Annotated in this window: 15 protein-coding genes and 1 pseudogene; 11 read left to right on the top strand and 5 right to left on the bottom strand. The window is 65.4% G+C overall.

The features are described from left to right. Positions 1–61: 61 nt before the first annotated feature. The 3 genes from CP556_RS10455 to CP556_RS10445 all read right to left on the bottom strand — a co-directional run bounded on the left by CP556_RS10455 (position 62) and on the right by CP556_RS10445 (position 2343). Complete coding sequence (locus CP556_RS10455; RefSeq protein ID WP_255291443.1) at positions 62–277, bottom strand: hypothetical protein; 216 nt, start codon at positions 275–277, stop codon at positions 62–64. A 76-nt stretch (positions 278–353) separates the two neighbouring features. Next, entirely contained in the window at positions 354–1601 is a 1248-nt protein-coding gene (locus tag CP556_RS10450; protein WP_098725562.1) for a polysaccharide deacetylase family protein, read from the bottom strand. Between the two features lie 163 nt (positions 1602–1764). Then, positions 1765–2343 (bottom strand): DUF6149 family protein, encoded by a 579-nt coding sequence (locus tag CP556_RS10445; protein WP_098727362.1) that lies wholly within the window; start codon positions 2341–2343, stop codon positions 1765–1767. A gap of 305 nt (positions 2344–2648) precedes the next feature. Between CP556_RS10445 and CP556_RS10440 the strand changes: the two genes are divergently transcribed. The 8 genes and pseudogenes from CP556_RS10440 to CP556_RS10405 all read left to right on the top strand — a co-directional run bounded on the left by CP556_RS10440 (position 2649) and on the right by CP556_RS10405 (position 12556). Further along, positions 2649–3887: an NAD(P)/FAD-dependent oxidoreductase gene (locus CP556_RS10440; RefSeq protein WP_098725561.1), complete on the top strand. Its 1239-nt coding sequence runs from the start codon at positions 2649–2651 to the stop codon at positions 3885–3887. 161 nt (positions 3888–4048) lie between these two features. Further along, entirely contained in the window at positions 4049–4276 is a 228-nt protein-coding gene (locus tag CP556_RS10435) for a DUF7979 domain-containing protein (protein ID WP_098725560.1), read from the top strand. A gap of 85 nt (positions 4277–4361) precedes the next feature. Next, positions 4362–4772 carry a DUF7124 domain-containing protein gene (locus CP556_RS10430; protein WP_098725559.1) on the top strand — a complete coding sequence of 137 codons (411 nt, stop codon included), beginning with the start codon at positions 4362–4364 and terminating at the stop codon, positions 4770–4772. A 377-nt stretch (positions 4773–5149) separates the two neighbouring features. Next, positions 5150–6067 (top strand): ABC transporter ATP-binding protein, encoded by a 918-nt coding sequence (locus tag CP556_RS10425; protein WP_098725558.1) that lies wholly within the window; start codon positions 5150–5152, stop codon positions 6065–6067. After that, a pseudogene (locus CP556_RS10420) lies at positions 6064–6935 on the top strand (ABC transporter permease subunit). The gene CP556_RS10425 and the pseudogene CP556_RS10420 overlap by 4 nt, the downstream one beginning before the upstream one ends. A gap of 408 nt (positions 6936–7343) precedes the next feature. Continuing rightward, positions 7344–7877, top strand: coding sequence for a DUF5815 family protein (locus CP556_RS10415; RefSeq protein WP_098725557.1), 534 nt, complete (start codon positions 7344–7346; stop codon positions 7875–7877). 400 nt (positions 7878–8277) lie between these two features. Next, the gene (gene carB, locus CP556_RS10410; protein WP_098725556.1) at positions 8278–11454 is read left to right on the top strand and encodes a carbamoyl-phosphate synthase large subunit; all 3177 of its coding nucleotides are present in this window, start codon (positions 8278–8280) and stop codon (positions 11452–11454) included. A gap of 262 nt (positions 11455–11716) precedes the next feature. After that, the gene (locus tag CP556_RS10405; RefSeq protein ID WP_098725555.1) at positions 11717–12556 is read left to right on the top strand and encodes a VOC family protein; all 840 of its coding nucleotides are present in this window, start codon (positions 11717–11719) and stop codon (positions 12554–12556) included. 49 nt (positions 12557–12605) lie between these two features. Here CP556_RS10405 and CP556_RS10400 read toward each other — a convergent pair whose 3' ends face one another. Further along, positions 12606–14267: a hypothetical protein gene (locus CP556_RS10400; protein WP_098725554.1), complete on the bottom strand. Its 1662-nt coding sequence runs from the start codon at positions 14265–14267 to the stop codon at positions 12606–12608. 91 nt (positions 14268–14358) lie between these two features. Here CP556_RS10400 and CP556_RS10395 point away from each other — a divergent pair, with 91 nt between their 5' ends. Both CP556_RS10395 and CP556_RS10390 read left to right on the top strand, forming a co-directional pair. After that, positions 14359–15288, top strand: coding sequence for an ABC transporter ATP-binding protein (locus tag CP556_RS10395; RefSeq protein WP_343124886.1), 930 nt, complete (start codon positions 14359–14361; stop codon positions 15286–15288). Between the two features lie 118 nt (positions 15289–15406). Continuing rightward, positions 15407–15649, top strand: coding sequence for a DUF8015 family protein (locus CP556_RS10390; protein ID WP_098725553.1), 243 nt, complete (start codon positions 15407–15409; stop codon positions 15647–15649). 110 nt (positions 15650–15759) lie between these two features. On the opposite strand, the gene CP556_RS10385 is transcribed toward CP556_RS10390, so the two are convergent. After that, positions 15760–16131 (bottom strand): cupin domain-containing protein, encoded by a 372-nt coding sequence (locus CP556_RS10385; RefSeq protein WP_098725552.1) that lies wholly within the window; start codon positions 16129–16131, stop codon positions 15760–15762. A 186-nt stretch (positions 16132–16317) separates the two neighbouring features. On the opposite strand from CP556_RS10385, the gene folP reads away from it, so the two are divergent. Beyond that, positions 16318–18906: a dihydropteroate synthase gene (gene folP, locus CP556_RS10380; RefSeq protein ID WP_098725551.1), complete on the top strand. Its 2589-nt coding sequence runs from the start codon at positions 16318–16320 to the stop codon at positions 18904–18906. The last annotated feature ends 88 nt before the right edge of the window (positions 18907–18994 follow it).

The following is an 18994-nucleotide window of genomic DNA, read 5'->3' as shown; positions in this document are numbered from 1 at the left end:
CTCTCCGTTAAATCTCGTTTCTCGAGAATCACAGCGACAGTGGGAGCGATCTCACTCGTCGTCAATCGTTTGTGTTTGCCTCGTGGGCGTTATCGGTCGCTACGAACAGACCGCTACCGACCAGCAGCGCACCGGCGAACAGGCCGCCGACACCCGCGAACGCGGCGATCATTACGAAAAACGCTGTCCGATAGAACCCGCCGAGGACGAACCCGCCGAGGGCGTGGCCCGCCATCGTAATTGCCGCGATCGACCGATCGTTCGCGTTCAGCGCCATCAATCGCTGCTCGAACCGGCGTACTCGCACACGTAGCGCCGTGGGAACCGGCGGCAGTCAGCCGTCCGCAGGGACCCTAGACGATGAACTCCCGTTCGAGATCCGCCGGCAGGATCACGTCGATCTCGCCGGCGGACTCGTACTCGTGGATCGTCTCGATCGTCGCCTCGAAGTCGGCAAGCGACTCGCCCTCGAGCCGATGGAAAAACAGCGAGGTGATCCCCGGCGTCGACGCCGTGCGTTCGATCGCGGTCCCCGCTTCCTCGGCGCTCGGTTCGCCGATCCGCGGCGCGAGTCGGGCGTTCGAGACGAATCCCTGGGCCGGCGGACCGCCGCCGAAGGCGAGGTCGTGGTGCTCGTCGACGATCTCGAGCGTCGTCGCGTCGTACGCGCCGAACGGGTAGGCGAAGTAATCGGCACCCTCGTCGAGACCGCGCTCGCGCAGCCACCGCTGTCCGCCGCGGATCTCGGCGGCCTGCTCGTCGGCGCTGAGCTCGGGCAGGTCCTCGTGACTGGTGGTGTGGTTGGCGATACACCAGCCGGCGTCGTGGAGTTCGGAAACCTGGGCGGTCGAGAGTCGAGGGGCCCCGCCGACTTCACCGTCGTCGACGTAGCCGGTCGTGACGAACGAGACCGCGGGGTAACCGTACTGCTCGAGGATCGGGAGCGCTTCCGTGTAGTCGGTAACGTGGGCGTCGTCGAACTGAATCATCACCTTCCCCCGCTCCGGCCGCGGGACGACGTGGAGATCGTCGAACCAGACCGTTTCCGTCGCACCCTCTCCCGTCCAGACGAGCAGGTGAACCGTCTCGACCGCGCCCGGATCGAACCCGTCGGAAACCTCCTTGACGCCGAAGTTGTACCGCTCGAGCGGGAGCCCTCCTTTGATCCCGCGCCGGAAGTCGGCCCAGTTTCCGTCGATGTCGACCAGCCGCAGCACTGGCACGACGAGGCCCGACGACGCGACGGCGACGCCGGGCGCGGCGGCCGACCAGTCGAACGGCGACGAGAACTCACGGGTGAGCCTGGAACTCGCCTCGGCCGCCGGAACGTCGAAGCGCCCGCTCTGGGAGCCGACGACGGCCCGGTCGGAAGCCGGCGAGAGGGTCCCGCCGACGGCCTCCCACGCGCCCAGGTCCTCGAAGTCGTCGACGGTTTCGGCCGACTTCGACCCGTCGCTCGAGCCGTCGTCCGCACTGTCGGCCTCGTCCGTCGTCGAACCGTTCCCCGCCCGCCTCTCTCGGTCGCTCGAGATCGTCTCTAACTGCGTGCACCCCGCCAGTGGAAGCGACGCGGCCGCCGCGAGATACGTTCGTCGCTGCATTGGCGATGAAACGGTACAGTTTCATTCATTGTTACTATTTCATTACCGTCATACTCAGCAGAGTAATCGATCCATGTGCCAATGGGAGGCACGTTGTGAGTGGCTCTATCTCTTATTTTCGTTCTCGAACAGAATGACCCCCTATAGTAGCCACTAAAACGATTTACTCGTCCGTCTTGGCGACCTCTGAAACATCGACATCGTTGGGCTCGTCCTGCCCGCCCACGACGAGTTCACCGTCGTCCGTCTCGACGTAGACATCGTCGGCGAAACCGCTCTCGGCGTGGGGGTGCTCGGGATCTTCGAGGCGCTCGGGCGTCGCGGGTGCTTCGGGAATGCCCTCGGGCGGGGCGAACTGGCCCAGCGGCTCGTCGATCGTCACGTCCCACCGGTCGAAGAACTCGCGGTAGCGGTCGTAGTGGGCCTCGAGTTCGTCCGCGGGGAACTCCATCATCTCCGTCCAGCCGTGATTGTAAAAGTCGAAGTTGGCCTGAATGTGCGTGATCTCGCGGGCCTCGGCCTCGGAGTAGCCCTCCTGGAGCGCCCGCAGGTAGGCGTCCATCGTCGCGTCGAAGAGCCCCTCGAGGTGAGCCCGCCGCTCCTCGGCGCGGTCGGGATCCGCTTTCCCGGTGAAGATCTTGGTGTGGAGTTTGACCAGCCCCGCGTTGGCGACCGAGCGAATCCCCGGCGTCTCGAGGGATTTCCGATAGGCGAAGTGTTTCGCGTTCTGGCGGAGTTTCATGCTGTCGCGTTCGGACGGGATGGTAAAGAACGGTTCGGACGACACTGTTCGAGACGACCGTCCGGCGGAGCGTCGCCGCTCGAGGTCGCCCGCGTTTCCCGATTCGGTCGCTCCGTGAGAGGGAGTTGTTCGTCAGAGATACCAGCAATCCTTGCTCTTCAAATATGGTGTCCGAATAGGGGCCGAGGAGTTATTCTGGTAGTGGAATTCGCCACAGAGTTTACGTCCGTTGGATACTCCCGGCCGGTCTGGCAAAATAGACGAGATAGAAACCCCCTTTAACCCGCATTACGAACGTTCGGGATATGACTCAGTACGTCATCATCGGTGACGGGATCTCGGGTAGTTCGGCCGCCGAGACCCTCCGGGAGGAAGACCCGGACGCGAAGATTACCGTCATCACCGATGAGGGGGAGCCGCTGTATAATCGGATTCTTATCAAAGAACACGCGAAAGGCAAACTCCCGGAAGCCCCCATCTCGATCCACGACGAGGAGTGGTACGCGGACCGCGACATCGAACTCTCGCTGAACACGTACGTGACGAGCGTCGACACGGACGCGAACGTCGTTCACACGCACGACAGCGGCGAGATCCCCTACGACAAACTGCTCGTCGCGACCGGCGGGACGCCGACGCAGTTGCCCGTCGAAAACAGCGATGCCGACGGCGTCCATCACTTCTGGACGTTTCAGGACGCCCGCGCCATCCGCGAGCACGCCGAACGGGCAGACAGGGGCGTCATCGTCGGTGCCGGCCTGCTCGGTATCGACTTCGCGGCCGTCTGCGGGGCGCAGGGAATCGATGCTGACTTCCTGATGCGCGGCGACCGCTGGTGGCGGTACGCGCTCTCGGCCGACGGGGCCGAAATCATGCACGAGGGCATGCGCGGGGTCGGCGTCGACCCCGTCTTCGATAGCGGCGTCGATCACTTCGAGACGGACGACGACGGTCACGTCACTGCCGCCGTCGATCCCAACGGTGACCGCTACGAGTGCGACTTCGTTGGGGCCGCCATCGGGCTGACCTTCAACACCGAGTTCCTCCGCGGAGCCGACCTCGAGGAGGACAACGGGATCGTCGTCGACGAGTACATGCAGACGTCCGTCGACGATATCTACGCGGCTGGCGACCTCACCCGCTTCTACGACGTCTTGCTGGGCGAGCAGGCCCAGAACGGCTCGTGGGGCTCGGCCAAGGAACAGGGGCGAGTCGCGGCGATCAATATGGCCGCCGACGAGGAGTCCGAGGAGTTTCAGTGGGTCTCCTCGTACTCCATCACACACTTCGACTTCCCGTTCCTCTCCTTCGGTCACCCGACGCTGGGCGACGAACACGCCGAACGACGCTATAGCGACACCGAGTGGCGACGCGTCGCGTTCAAGGACGGCAAGATCGTCGGCGGCGTCCTCATCGGCGACCTCTCGCCCCAGAGCAAGTTCAAACAGTTGATGCGCGAACAGCGCGTCGTCGCCGATCAGGCCGACGTGCTCATGGAACCATCCGTCGACCTCGACGACCTCGCGCCGACACAGGAACAGTAACCCGTCGTCTCGAGGCCTCGTTTTCGTCGTACTCCCGTATTCGTCGCAATCGCTGTTCCCAGTGGTCTCGTCGTTCTCGTGGGACCTACCGTCGAGTACTCGTGATCGATCGCTCGGCGAGCGAGGGAAACGGTTAAGTTCACGTTCGTCATTCGGTACCAATGCACATGGCTGCCAGTACACTCCAATCTCGTTCGCTGACACTCGAGCGCGTCGAGTCCGTCGAACGGAACACGACCGTTCGGCACGTCGACCAACTCGACTCGGAGACGCTGGCGGCGTTTTATGGGGCTGTCACGGGCGACCGGGCCGTCCCGATCACAGCGACGGATCTCGAACCGGGAGAGGTCATCGTCTTCACGGACTACTACCGCGTCAAACGCGTCTGAACAGTCTCCGCATCGCGCCGGGTCCACCGAGTGCGACGCTACACGTATCGAAGTCGTTTTCCCGCGTGCCAGCGTTCGGACACGCATGAACGGCGACAGCGACATGACCCTGGCCTTCGAACTCGAGGCGCTCAAAGAGGTCGCCTCGCCCGAGCGCGTGTTCGAAGACGCAAGAGGCTGGACCGAGTACATCGGCGTCGTCTCGGAGAAGCCAACCTACGTCGTGACGAACTTCACGCGGAAGAACCGCATCCGACAGGACTTCTTCTCCGGCCCCCGCGGGAAAGCGGAGAGCCTCGAGGGCGTCAAAGACCAGTTCGACACCGACCGCTACGTCTACGTCGGTGCCGACGAGGCGGACGAGCAGTTAGCAGACGAAGTCGGCTGGGAGTATCTCGCCGTCGAGGACGCCGCCGAGGCGGCCGACTGGGTGCTGGCGACCCACGCCGAGGACGAAGAGGACGACGCGGAGCAGGTCCGCGACGACTGGCCCTGAGTCCGCACGAGCGAGCGCTTCCCGCGGTTCAACCATCGATCCGACGTGATCCGTTTTCTCGAGCGAAGGTGACCGTCCGTCGACGAACTCCGTCGACGAACTCCGGCGACGGAGAGCGGTGACGTTCGAAATCATGCTCGACGACGAGACGCTTCGATCCGGAATAGACATTTCACAGACAGTTAGTCTCGAACCAGCTGACGGTTGATTATCTCGATATCGCTAGTGAGGGGGTGCTGACTCAAACATATTTGAGTAGTTCCACTGCCAATATATATTGAAAACGACAATACTTATCATAACTGCCGGGGATTACTTGTGCATGCGTCACATCCTACTGACACTGTACGAGACGACGATATCCCGGAGGATCAAGCATGGCGGCGATTGAACTCGAGGGGTTGACGAAGCGCTTCGGCGACGTCGTCGCCGTCGATGGTCTCGACCTCACCGTCGAAGAGGGCGAGATTTTCGGCTTTCTGGGGCCGAACGGCGCCGGCAAGTCGACGACGATTGACATTCTACTGGATTTCATCCGGCCGACCGGCGGGACCGCGACCGTGCTCGGCCACGACGCCCAGTCGGAGGGCCTGGCCGTCCGAAATCGGACCGGTGTGCTTCCGGACGCCTATCACGTCTACGATCGGCTCACCGGCCGTCAGCACGTCGAGTTCGCCATCGAGATGAAGGGCGTCGACGACGATCCCGAGGCGCTGCTCGAGCGGGTTCGGGTCGCCGACGCGGCCGACCGGAAAGCGGGCGGCTACTCGAAGGGGATGCGCCAGCGGCTGGTGCTGGCCATGGCGCTGGTCGGCGATCCCGATCTGCTCGTCCTCGACGAGCCCTCGACCGGCCTCGATCCGAACGGGGCCCGCGAGATGCGCGAGATCATCCGCGAGGAGAACGAGCGCGGGACGACCGTCTTCTTCTCGAGCCACATCATGGAACAGGTCGAGGCGGTCTGCGATCGCGTGGCGATCATCGATCAGGGCCGGCTCGTCGCCGTCGACACGATCGACGGGCTCCGTGACTCGACGGAAACCGGGGAGACGCTGTACGTCTACGTCTCGGACCTCGACGAGGGAGTTCTCGATCGCGTCCGGACGCTCGAGGGCGTCGGAACGGCGGCGATCGACGAGGGTCGCCTGCGGGTGACCGTCGACGGCGTCTCGAAGTTCGCCGTCCTGCACGCCATCGACGAGGTGGCCTCCGTCCAAGACTTCTCGGTCGTCGAATCGTCGCTCGAGGACCTGTTCGTCCGCTACACGAACGAGAGCCAGGAGGTAGAAGCGTGACCTGGTTTACCGTCGCGAAGAAGGACTTCCGCGACGCCGTCCAGTCGCGGGCACTGTGGGCGCTCGTGGCCGTCTTCGTGGTGTTCTCGCTCGCTTCGACGTACGCGTACGTCCAGGTTCCCGAAATGTTCGGTTCACCCGCCGGGGCCACGTTCGGGGGCTACTCTTCTTTACGCTCGGCATCACCGGGCTGTTCGTCCCGCTGGCGGCGATCGTCGTCTGCTACAAGTCCCTCGCCGGCGAGCGCGAACTCGGGAGCATCAAGTTACTGCTCTCCCTGCCGACCACTCGAGGCCAGGCCTTTGCCGGGAAGGTCGTCGGTCGAGCGGCCGTCCTCGTGTTCGGACTCGGCGTCGGGCTCGTCGTCGGCCTCGGCTTTGGCTCCGCGTTGCTCGGCGAACTCGAGGTCGTCGCGCTGGTGCTATTCGTCCTCGCCACGCTGTTCTTCGCCGCCGCCTACGCGTCGATCGTCGTCGGCATCTCGGCGACGACCGGCTCGACGTCGCGTGCGACGACGCTGGCACTCGGGTTCTTCCTCGTCTTCGAACTGCTGTGGGACGTGGTTCCGATGGGGATACTCTACGTCGTCGAGGGATTCTCGTTTCCGTCGACGATTCCGGACTGGGTGTTCCTCGTCTCGCAGTTCTCGCCGTCCTCGGCGTATCTCTCGACGATCGTCGCGCTGTTGCCCGACCTCGCGGCGTCGGTCGGCGCGGATCCGGCGCAGACGGGAGCTGGCGTCGAAGTGACGGCCGCCGACGCCGAGCCGTTCTACGCGAGCCCCGAAGTCGGTATCGTCGTCCTGTTCCTATGGTTCGTCGTGCCGTTCGCCGTCGGCTACTACCGGTTCAACGCGGCCGATCTCTAATCGATATTTTTCCCTTGTTCAGGACAGGGAAACCGGGTATCACTCCAGACTTGCCATCCGGCGTGCGGTGGCGCGCGCTGTGCCGCGGTGAATGCAAATGAACCGCGGTCCAAACCCGTGCGAGGGATGAGTGAGCGCCGGAAGGCGCGAGCGAATCGGCTGGGGAGGGTGTGGCCGTTCCCTGTTGCCACGATAGCAGGACGCTCTTTTCCTTTCACGTTTCCTCGAATGTCTCATTCGAACAGATATCTAGCGGAGCGACCGAACGGGCCAGGATCGAGACTCGAGCAATGGATGCAAATCACACGCTAATCAACAAGTCGCCACTGCCTGCCGTCTCGCACCGAACGCCCCCCAGCAATAGCCCGAGTCGTCGCCCTTATGCCCGACCCACACGAAGCGGCCCCAATGGCAGACGCCCCCGTTCCGAGTGCCGGTGACGACGGGCTCGAGCTTCCCTGCGGGGAAACCGTCGACCCCCACGAGATCGATCTGGGCATGCGCGAGTACAGCTGTCCCTGCGGCGATACCCATGCCGTCGTGACGGACGTCCATCCGCCCTCGCGCTTTGTCCCCGAGTCGCTCGTAGCCGTCCTCGAGGAGACGATCGACACCGACGACGAGTTCGAGTCGTTCGGGACGCCACACCTGCTGGGGATCGTCCTCGAGGAGTTCCCCGAGAAAGTGGCCGTCCACGACGCGAGCGACGACGGTGCCGTCGGCTACACGCTGTTGTGGCTGAGCGACTTCGACGCGCGGCGGCTCCACGAGGTCGTCGTCGAACTCATCGTCGAACTCATGGAACACGCCGTCAGTCACGCCGACGACGACGCCGCGATCACCGAGTTCGAGTCCCAGATGCTCGAGTTCGACGTGGGCGAGTTCGTCGACCAGTACCGGCGACAGCGCGAGTTCGAGAGCGAGCACGACCAGCCCCTCTAGTTACTCCGCGAGCGAACGGCCAGCCGAAGCCCGCCGGCCGCATCCGCCCCGACTGCGATCAACCAGCCGCGGGCCTCGACGACCTCGGTGAGTATCGCCAGCCCGAATTCGGTTCCCGCCGCGGCGATACTGTACCCCGACTCGAGGATCGACCCTCGCTCGGCGGGCCCGGGTCATCGTTCGCGATCACGGACGCGGGCGGCCTCGAGCATCACTTTCGCCGTCAGCTGAGGACGAGAGAGGTTCACACGCAGTCGGTAGAATCGGCCGCTGGTCTGGGGAATCGATGTGTCTCGGGACGAGTAGGGCAGCCTGGGTTCGAATTTCGAAAAGGCATTTCGAGATTCGTACTGTATCGTGGGGCTTATTACGATGTGCGAACTCCACTCCGACAAGACAAATGAGTACGGACACCGCCGCAGACGGCGAGACGGGGGACGGACGCACGATCCTGTTGATCGGGAGCGGCCCGATCCAGATCGGACAGGCCGCCGAGTTCGACTACTCCGGCGCACAGGCCTGCCGGGCGCTTCGAGAGGAAGGTGCCCGCGTCGTCCTCGTCAACTCGAATCCCGCGACGATCATGACGGATCCGGAGATGGCCGACGAGGTCTACATCGAGCCGATCACGACCGACGCCATCGCTGAGATCATCCGCAAGGAGCGACCCGACGGCGTCATCGCCGGCCTGGGCGGCCAGACCGGGCTGAACGTCACCGCCGAACTCGCAGAGGAGGGCGTCCTCGAAAAGTACGACGTCGAGATTATGGGCACGCCGCTCGACACGATCTACGCGACGGAGGACCGCGACCTCTTCCGCCAGCGCATGGAGAAGATCGGCCAGCCGGTTCCCGCCTCGACCACGATTTCGCTCGAGGAGGGCGAGGAAGTCACGGAACTGACCGAAGCGGACCTGAAAGAGCGCGTCCAGGCCGCCGTCGACGAGGTCGGCGGACTGCCGGTCATCGCCCGGACGACCTACACGCTCGGCGGCTCGGGCTCCGGCGTCGTCGGCGAGATGGACGAACTCCTCCGCCGTGTCCGCAAGGGACTGCGTCTCTCCCGGAACAGCGAGGTCCTCATCACCGAGTCGATCGCCGGCTGGGTCGAGTACGAGTACGAAGTGATGCGCGACGCCGACGACTCGTGTATCATCATCTGTAACATGGAGAATATTGACCCGATGGGGATCCACACGGGCGAGTCGACGGTCGTCACGCCCTCCCAGATCGTCCCCGACAAGGGGCACCAGGAGATGCGCACCGCCGCGCTCGACGTCATCCGCGAACTCGGTATCCAGGGTGGGTGTAACATCCAGTTCGCCTGGCGCGACGACGGCACCCCCGGCGGCGAATACAGAGTGGTGGAGGTCAACCCGCGCGTCTCGCGCTCCTCCGCACTCGCCTCCAAGGCGACTGGCTATCCGATCGCCCGCGTGACCGCAAAGGTCGCGCTGGGCAAGCGCCTTCACGAAATCACGAACGAGATTACGGGCGAGACCACCGCCGCTTTCGAACCCGCGATCGACTACGTGGTAACGAAGGTCCCTCGCTGGCCCATCGACAAGTTCGACGACGTCGACTTCGAGCTGACGACGGCGATGAAATCGACCGGCGAGGCGATGGCCATCGGCCGCACCTTCGAGGAGAGCCTGTTGAAGGCGTTGCGCTCTTCCGAGTACGAACCAGACGTCGACTGGGCCGAACTCAGCGACGCGGAACTCGAGGAGCAGTACCTCGAGCGCCCGTCGCCGGACCGTCCCTACGCGATGTTCGAGGCCTTCGAGCGCGGATATACCGTCGAGGAGGTTCAGGAGCTGACGGGCATTTTCGAGTGGTATACCGAGCGCTACAAACGCATCGCGGACTCGACGCTCGCCGCCCAGGAGGGCGACTTCACCGAGGCCGCGATCGCCGGCCACACCAACGCAACCATCGCCTCGGCCGCTGGCGCGGAGGTCGACACCGTCGAGACGGACGTCCCCGGCCGCACCTACAAGCAGGTCGACACCTGCGCGGGTGAGTTCGAAGCCGAGACACCGTACTACTACTCGGCGCGCAAGTCCGAGTTCGAGTCCGGTCCGCTGCTCGGCGACGCCGCGGCGGGCGAGCTCGAGGTCGACCGCGACATCGAGAGCGTGATCGTCGTCGGCGGCGGCCCGATCCGCATCGGGCAGGGCGTCGAGTTCGACTACTGTTCGGTCCACGCGGTCCGCGCGCTGCGCGAACTCGGCATCGACGCCTACGTCGTCAACAACAACCCCGAGACCGTCTCGACCGACTACGACACCTCCGACGGGCTGTTCTTCGAACCGATCACCGCCGAGGAGGTCGCCGACGTCGCAGAGGCGACCGGTGCCGATGGCGTGATGGTCCAGTTCGGCGGCCAGACGTCAGTCAACATCGGCGAACCCCTCGAGGACGAACTCGAGCGCCGCGGCCTCGACTGCGAGGTCATGGGAACCTCCGTCGAGGCGATGGACTTGGCAGAGGACCGCGACCGCTTCAACGCCCTGATGGACGAACTGGGCATCGCCCAGCCCGATGGCGGCACCGCCTTCTCGAAGGAGGAGGCGCTCGAACTCGCCCACGACATCGGCTACCCCGTCCTCGTCCGTCCCTCCTACGTGCTGGGCGGTCGCGCGATGGACGTCGTCTACAACGATGACGAACTCGAGACCTACATCGAGGAGGCCGTCCGCGTCAGCCCCGAAAAACCGATCCTGGTCGACGACTTCCTCCAGGACGCGATCGAACTCGACGTGGACGCGGTCTCCGACGGTCGCAACGTCGTCATCGGCGGCATCATGGAACACGTCGAGACCGCGGGCGTCCACTCGGGCGACTCCGCGTGTATGATCCCGCCGCGCTCGCTCGACGAGGAGACGCTCGAGCGCGTCCGCGAGGTCACCGAGGACATCGCCGAGGCGCTGAAGACCAAGGGCCTGCTGAACGTCCAGCTCGCGGTTCGCGACGGGGAGGTCTACGTCCTCGAGGCGAATCCGCGCTCCTCGCGTACCGTCCCGTTCGTCTCGAAGGCGACTGGCGTCCCGATCGCCAAACTCGCCGCGAAGGTCATGGCCGGCGAGACCCTCGCGAGTCTCGAGGTCGACGAACAGGTTCCCGATCACACCTCGATCAAGGAGGTCGTCCTGCCCTTCGACCGCCTGCCGGGCTCGGACCCACGCCTCGGCCCGGAAATGAAGTCCACGGGCGAGGTCATGGGGACCGCCAGCGAGTTCGGGACGGCCTACTGGAAGGCCCAGCAGGCCGCCGGCAACGCCGTCAGCGAGGGGACCGCCGTGGTTGACCTCGACGTCGACGGCTTCGAGAACCACTTCAACGTCGCGGAGTTCGACGACGTACCGGCGGCCATCCGCGAGAGCAAGGTCGACTTCGTCGTCAGCCGCGACCGCGACTCCCTCGAGATGGCCGTCGAGGAGGAGATTCCGTATCTGTCGACCGAAGCCAGTGCGAAAGCGTACGTCGAAGCGCTCGACAAGTTCGATGGGGAACTCGAGGTCGAATCGGTGTCCGACCGCCCGAAGCGCGCGGCCGACTGGGGCCACGCGGAGTAATACGATCCGTTGTACCGGTTTTCCGGAGCAACCGCGAACCGTCCTGTGGTTGCTCCGGAACTGACTGACAGCAGTCCGTATACGGTCGGCTCGAGTTCGGTGATCTCGCCGATCAGTCGTCGGTTTCTTCTATAAGTATTTTCACCATCGGACAACCGTCGTCCGTTCACGCGAGACGAAGACGTGGTAACGCCGGTGTCACGTAGTGATCTCGCCGTCCGCAAAGACACATATAGCGCTCTCTCGAAAATAACATGTAACTATGACTGGATCCACTCTCCTTCCGGATACGGCTCGGATCGGCCGTACCGCGTTGCTCGTCACTGATCTCGATGGGATGATCGATTTCTATCGAGACGTCGTCGGCCTCTCGGTTCTCACGCGGCGTGAGACGACGGCGACGCTCGGCGTCGGCGAAACACCGCTGCTCGTCTTGGATCGAGACGAGAGCGCATCGCCCAGGGACCACGACCAGGCGGGACTCTTCCACAACGCGTTCAAGGTCCCAACGCGGACCGCGCTCGGTGCCGCACTCGAGCGGATCCGCGAGCGCGGGCAGCTAGACGGCGCGTCCGACCACTACGTGAGCGAAGCGCTGTACTGCACCGATCCAGAGGACAACGGCATCGAAATCTATACCGACCAGCCGCGAGCGGAGTGGCCGCGTGCGAGCGACGGGACGATACGGATCGGAACGGCCCCGCTCGATCTCGAGGACGTCGCCGCCCAGTCGGACGGAAGCGCGGACGCTCCCGCCGGAACGACCGTCGGACACGTCCACCTGGAAGTGTGCTCGATCGACGCGACGCGGGAGTTCTACGTCGAGACGCTGGGATTGACCGTACAGACGGAGGCGCAATCGGCGCTGTTCCTCGCGGCCGGGGACTACCATCACCACCTCGGGACGAACGCGTGGAACGGCCGGTCGCAACCGGCGGGCGGTCGCGGACTCGCGTGGTTCGAGTTCGTCGTCCCGGACGACGAGACGCTCGCGACCGTTCGCCGCCGTCTCAACGACGCCAATGTCGCGGTCGGCAACCGAACCGACGGCCTCGAACTCACGGATCCGGACGGGATTTCGATCCGAATTCGGGCAGCATAGCGTCAAATAAAGAGATCGATCCAACAGGTCGCAATCCGAGACAGTGTGCTCACTCGAGCGCGTACCAGTCGAAGCGCTCTACTGCATAGTGATAGGCGACGACCGGCGCGAGCAGTCCCGCGATCAAGACGATCCAGGAACCGACGGTGATGGCGCGGGCGGAGATCGAAACGTCGGGAAGCGGCGTCCACGCGGAAACCGACGAGACGACGCCGGCGATCAGTTCGGGGGCCTCGAGATACAACACGACGGCGGAGACGGCGGGTAGCGCGATCGCGAGCGTGTAGACGACGAACGCCGTCTTGCTCGGCATCACCGCCTCGCGCTTGTTGGTGAGTTTGACGCTGCCAAAGCGGGGGAACGCCGAGCCGACCCCGGCGGCCAGCGCCGGCGTGACGACCGCGCCGACGACGGTACCGGCGGTCAGCGCGGCGGTGTGCTCGAGCGAGAGCGGGCTGACGATTCCGAATGCGAGCGACACGAGGAGGGCGAGCGGAACGGCGACGAGCGCACCGGCGAGCATGCGGCCGCGGATCGCCTGCCGGCCGGTGAGCGTCGACGTGACGACGGCGGGCAAGGCCGGTCCGAGGTCGCCAAGCGGGTTGAGCGTGAACAGGACGCCGGCCGCCCAGACCACGTACAGACAGAACATGACGGCCATGAACGAGGGGACCGTGCCGCTCTCGATGATCTGCTGGATGAAGCCGAGTGCGCCGAGCAGCGGGTAGCCGGCGTACGCCAATCGGATCGGTGCTCGCTTCGTCCGCCGAATCGCCGTCACCGCCACCGTGCGGACCGGTCGCGAGACGGTTCCCGGGAGGAGGCCGGCGAGTCGGTCGGACGACGTCTCTTCATCGATCTCCTCGTCGTTGGTGCGAGCCGGATCCGCAAACCAGTGGCGCTGTGCGGAGGGGACGCCGGCGACGAAAGCGACGCCGACGAGGACGGCAGATCCGGCGACCGCACCGGCGATGCCGACCGTCGACGGATCGATACCGGGGACCCCGACCAGCAGCAGGTGGCCGGGCCACCCGAGCGGGCTGGTCTGTAACGTCGTGAACAGCGACCACATAACCGTGTTCAGTCCGCCGGTCGCGATCGCGCCGAAGTAGACGACCCAGAACGCGGCAAAGAGGAGCGTTCGATACCGAGCGACCGGCTCGTAGACGGTAATCAGATGGCGCACCCAGATGCCGACGACGAATCCGACGGGGATGGCGGTGACCAGGAGGAGGGCGACCAGCAACGGCGCGACGAGTACCGGAAGTACCGTCCCCGCGCCGGACGCGAACGCGGCGGCGAAAAGCACCGCGAAGGGTAGCAGAACGCTCGCATAGAGTGCGGTTTCCGCGGCGACGATGCCGACGACGGTGTTCCGGACCGCCGTCGACAACAGGAGAAAGGCCGGTTCGTCGACGTCGGCGACGGTCGTCACGGTCCGCATGATCGACATCACCACCAGGAACACCCACAGGACCGCAACGCCGCCGGTCACGTACTCGGTCACCGTTACGGCGGTGTCCGCGGTGAGGGATGCGGCGGCAGCCTGCTCGCCCAGTTCCGGCAACAAGAATAGTCCGACGGCCGTCATCGGGCCGAGCACGACCAGCGCGACCACTGCTACCATGAGCAGTTTCGTCCGACTGCCGACGACCGCCCGGACGGTCCGTCGGAGCTCGGTTCCGGCGACGGTAGCGGACGCGTGAGCCATCAGGACCCACCTCGACTCGAGCGGTCGAAAGACGAAATGGCAGCGTGCATAGTCGAATCCGCGTCGTGCTGCCAGTAAACCCTTTGGATTTCTGTCATCCAATTCCGTCGGTCGGCTCGGTCGAGTCGTTGTCCCGCATCGGAGGCCATCGAGTCGGACGCTCTCGCGCCCGCCACAGCGGTCGTCGACGGCGATCGAACATGACATACCTTTAATTATACGCCGACGAAAGGACGCGTATGAGCCCTGTCGACGCCCTCGCCATCGAAACCGACGGACTGACGAAACGGTACGGCGAGACGACCGCCGTCTCCGACCTGACGATGGACGTCGAGCGGGGAACCGTCTACGGGTTTCTCGGTCCGAACGGCGCGGGGAAGACGACCACGATGCGGATACTGACGACGCTGACGAAACCGACAGCAGGGACGGCCCGCGTCGCCGGCCACTCGATCGGAGAGCGCGAGTCCGTTACCCCACACATCGGCTACCTCCCCGAGGACCCCCGGTCTACGACGAACTCACCGGTCGGGAACAACTCGAGTACGCCGCCGGCCTCCGCGATATGCCCGACGCGGAGGCGAGCGAGCGCATCGAGTCGCTACTCGAGCGCTTCGACCTGCTCGAGGACGCGAACAAGCGCATCGAGGACTACTCGAAGGGGATGCGCCAGAAGGTCGGCGTCATCCAGGCGGTGTTGCACGAACCCGAGGTCGCCTTCCTCGACGAACCGACCAGCGGACTCGATCCGCGCGCGGCCCGGACCATGCGGGACACGATCGCCGATCTCGCCGATCGAGAGATGACGATTTTCCTCTCGACGCACATCCTTCCCGTGGTCGACGAACTCGCCGACGAGATCGGCGTCCTCCACGACGGGAAACTCGTCGCCGAGGGCGATCCCGAGACGCTCAAGACCCGCGCCGAGACCGGCGACGCCCGAAGTCTCGAGGACGCGTTCCTCGAGATCACCCGCGACCCCGGCGAGGAGGGACTTCCGAGGGAGCAGGCTGCCGAGTGACGCACACCGACGAAACCGCACGAGATAGGTGTAGAGTAACGCAGCTTCGCTCTGTGCTGTTCGATTCCCGTACGTTTTAGTGAATGGGTATCGTACTGTCGTTTGGTGGTGAGAATCGATGACGCAGAGAGACATCGCTGGAATCGATTGGATCGCTCGATTCGCCGATCGCTTCTCGACGATCGACCGATACGATCTCCTGCTCGGCCTGATTCCGGCCGCGTTCGGCGTCGCCGGCCTCGCCGGGCGCATCCTCGATCTCCCCCTCGAGGCGACCCTGCTCTGCGGCGTCGCCGTCGCCTCGCTCGCCCTGTTCGACGGGCTGTTCGTCCGCCCGCCAAACGGGCTGCAGGGCGCGTGAGTCTCGTTCGTCGCGTCCGGATAGCTCGCGACCGAGCGGTCGGTAACTCTCGGGAGACAGCCCTGCCGCACCCGGACTTTCGATAGCGACGCGTATTTTCGTTCGACGAATTACGGGTCGAAGACCCCGCGCTCGAGCCCCTCCCGGACGGGCTCGTGCTCGGCGTCGGTCGGCGGCGGACTCGTGACGAGCAGCGCCTCGAGTCGGCCGTCCTCGTCCGCTCGGACGCCCCGGTCGACGTTCGCCTCGACGACGACTACGTCGTCGGGACCGACCGCGTGTTCCGTCTCGCCCTCGCGGACGACGCCGGTGCCGGATCGGACGCAGATCGTCACGTCGCTGCCGGGGGCGTGAACCGGAATGAACTGCCCCGGTTCGAAGTAACCGAGGACGACCTTCATCCGGTCGCTCCGGAAGACGGGTTCGGTACTGAATCGATGCTCGTCGTACGTCCGTGCGGTGTCGAAGTCAGTTGCTGGCATTGTTGCTCTCCGCCGAGTGGCGGTTCGGGGACACGTCCGTCCGTATCCGAGACGACGCGTTCGGCCGGGGTCGGTCTTCCCCCGAACATATCGGTCTACCGACGGCCGTCGACGTAAGTCCCAAGCGGCCACCGGACCGCTACTGGAACGGAATATTCTAAAACGATCGGGCTCTCTGATTCCAATATGGAGTATCACGAGGCGGCGGACTTCCTTTTCGATCTGCGGCGGTTCCGCCCGAAGCCGGGCACCGAGTCGACGGCCCGGCTGCTGGCCCACCTCGAGAACCCCCACGAAACCGTCGATTTCGTTCAGGTCGCCGGTTCCAACGGGAAAGGGAGCACGGCTCGAATGCTCGAGCGGGCCCTGCGGGAGGCAGGCCACTCCGTCGGCCTCTACACCTCGCCACACCTCGAGGACCTCCGCGAGCGTGTTCGCGTCGACGGCCGAAAGATCCCACAGTCGGCCGTCTGCGAGTACGTCGAGGCGGTTCACGAGTACGCCACCGAACGAGCCGCCGACGGCGAGTCCCCCACCTTCTTCGAGGCGATGACCGCGATGGCGCTGTGGCACTTCGGCCGCGAAGACATCGATATCGCCGTCCTCGAGGTCGGCATCGGCGGCAAGTACGACGCCACCAGCGTCGTCGATCCCGTCGCGAGCGCGGTCACGAGCGTGACCCTAGAACACACGGGGATCCTCGGCGATACCGTCGAGGAGATCGCCCGCGACAAAGCCCACGTCGTCCCCGAAAACGCACCGCTCGTGACGGGCGTCACCGGGAGCCCGCTCGAGGCGGTTCGCGACGTCGCCGGCGACGTCGTGACCGTCGGCACGGAGCCGTCGGGCGACGCGAGCGACGGCGACGATTGCAGACCGGATGTCCGCGTCGCCTACGGCGGCCGGACGAACCACACGGAAGCCGCCGTCTCGATCGACGACGGCGACTGGGACCTCGAGACGCGAATCCCGCTGCTGGGCGAACACCAGGCCAAAAACGCCGGCATCGCCGCCGCCCTCGCCCGCCAGGTCACCGACGTCTCCGACGCCGACCTCGAGCGCGGGCTGCGAAGCGCCCACTGGCCGGGCCGGTTCGAGGTGATGGATACCGGACCGCTGGTCGTACTGGACGGTGCGCACAATCCGGGGGCCTGCGAGGGACTTGCGAAAACGCTCGAGACGTACGAGTACGACGACCTCCACGTCGTCTTCGGTGCGATGCACGACAAGGACCACCGCGCGATGGCCGCCGCGCTGCCCACGCTCGACACCGTCGTCGCGACCGAACCGATGCTCGATCGCGCCGAAGACCGAGCGGTCCTCGCGGACGTGTTCGCCGACGCCGGTGCCCGAACGGTCAGAACCGAGACAGCGGTTCAGGACGCCCTCGCGACCGCTCTCGAGGCCGCTGGGCCCGACGACTGCGTGCTCGTCACCGGCTCGCTGTTCGCGGTCGCGGAGGCCCGTTCTCAGTGGACCCGGACCGACGTTCCCAAACGCGTCCGGAACCTCGCCGACGCCCGCGACGCGCTCGAGGGGGCGAACGTCGCCCCGGGCGAGGTCGAGCGACTGGACGGTGACGCCGTCCACCGGGTCGTCAGGACGGCGCTGCGGGACGGACAGGCGACCGTTCTCAAGGAGGAACTCCTCCGACTCGGGGGAGAGTGTGCCCTCTCCGGGCTCGAGCGGGACGACGAGGCCGTCAACGCCGTGCTGATGGGGACGCTCGCTCAGTTCGAGGCGCTCGTCGAGGCGCTCGAGGAGCGCCCCCAGCCACACGGGCTGGCCGACATCGTGCGGGAACTTCGGGACACTCTCGCGCTCGAGGCCGACGCCGATATCGGTGCCGAGAGTGCGACAGCCAACACCGGGGACGGTGACGAATCGACGCAGCCGCCAAGCCGGACGGCAGGACGGTCCCGTTGGTCCGGCCGCTCGGACACCGACGCGAGCGAGTATCCCTGGGCCGACCGAACGGCCGTGATGGGTATCCTGAACGTCACCCCCGACAGCTTTCACGACGGCGGCGAGTACGACGCCCTCGAGGACGCCGTCGCTCGAGCCGAAGCGATGATCGACGCCGACGCGGACGTGATCGACATCGGCGGAGAGTCCACCCGGCCGGGTGCGGATCCCGTCTCGGTCGAGGAGGAACTAGACCGGGTCGTCCCCGTCATCGAGCGGATCGCCGACCTCGACGCGCACATCTCGGTCGATACCCGACGGGCCACGGTCGCCGACGCGGCGCTCGAGGCCGGTGCGGACATCATCAACGACGTCTCCGGGCTCGAGGATCCCGAGATGCGCTTCGTCGCCGCCGAGCACGACGCGGGGCTCGTCGTGATGCACAGCATCGACGCGCCGGTCGTGCCCGACCACGACATCGAGTACGACGACGTGGTCGCGGACGTGATCGATCACCTCTCCGAGCGGGTGTTGCTGGCCGAGAAGGCGGGGCTCGACCGATCGCAGATCATCGTCGATCCCGGCATCGGTTTCGGCAAGTCCGCCGCCGAGAACTTCGAACTCCTCGACCGGATCGACGAGTTCCACGCGCTCGGCTGTCCGGTGTTGTTCGGCCACTCCCACAAGTCCATGTTCGCACGGATCGGCCGCGACCGCGACGAGCGACTCGAGGCGACCGTCGCTGCCACGGCGCTGGCGTCCGACCGCGGGGCCGACATCGTTCGCGTCCACGACGTCCGCGAGAACGTCGCCGCCGTCCGGACGGCGCTGGCGGCGCGCGATCCGCAGCGATTCGAGTGGGACTCGTAATCGGCGCGCAGCGAGTCGTACTCGGCCATCGACTCCCAGCGACGGCGCGACCGTGGCAGAGAAGACGCAATAATTGGTTGAAGCGTCG

The organism is Natrinema sp. CBA1119 (assembly GCF_002572525.1).
Classification (GTDB): domain Archaea; phylum Halobacteriota; class Halobacteria; order Halobacteriales; family Natrialbaceae; genus Natrinema.
This window is presented reverse-complemented; position numbering and strand designations above follow the sequence as displayed.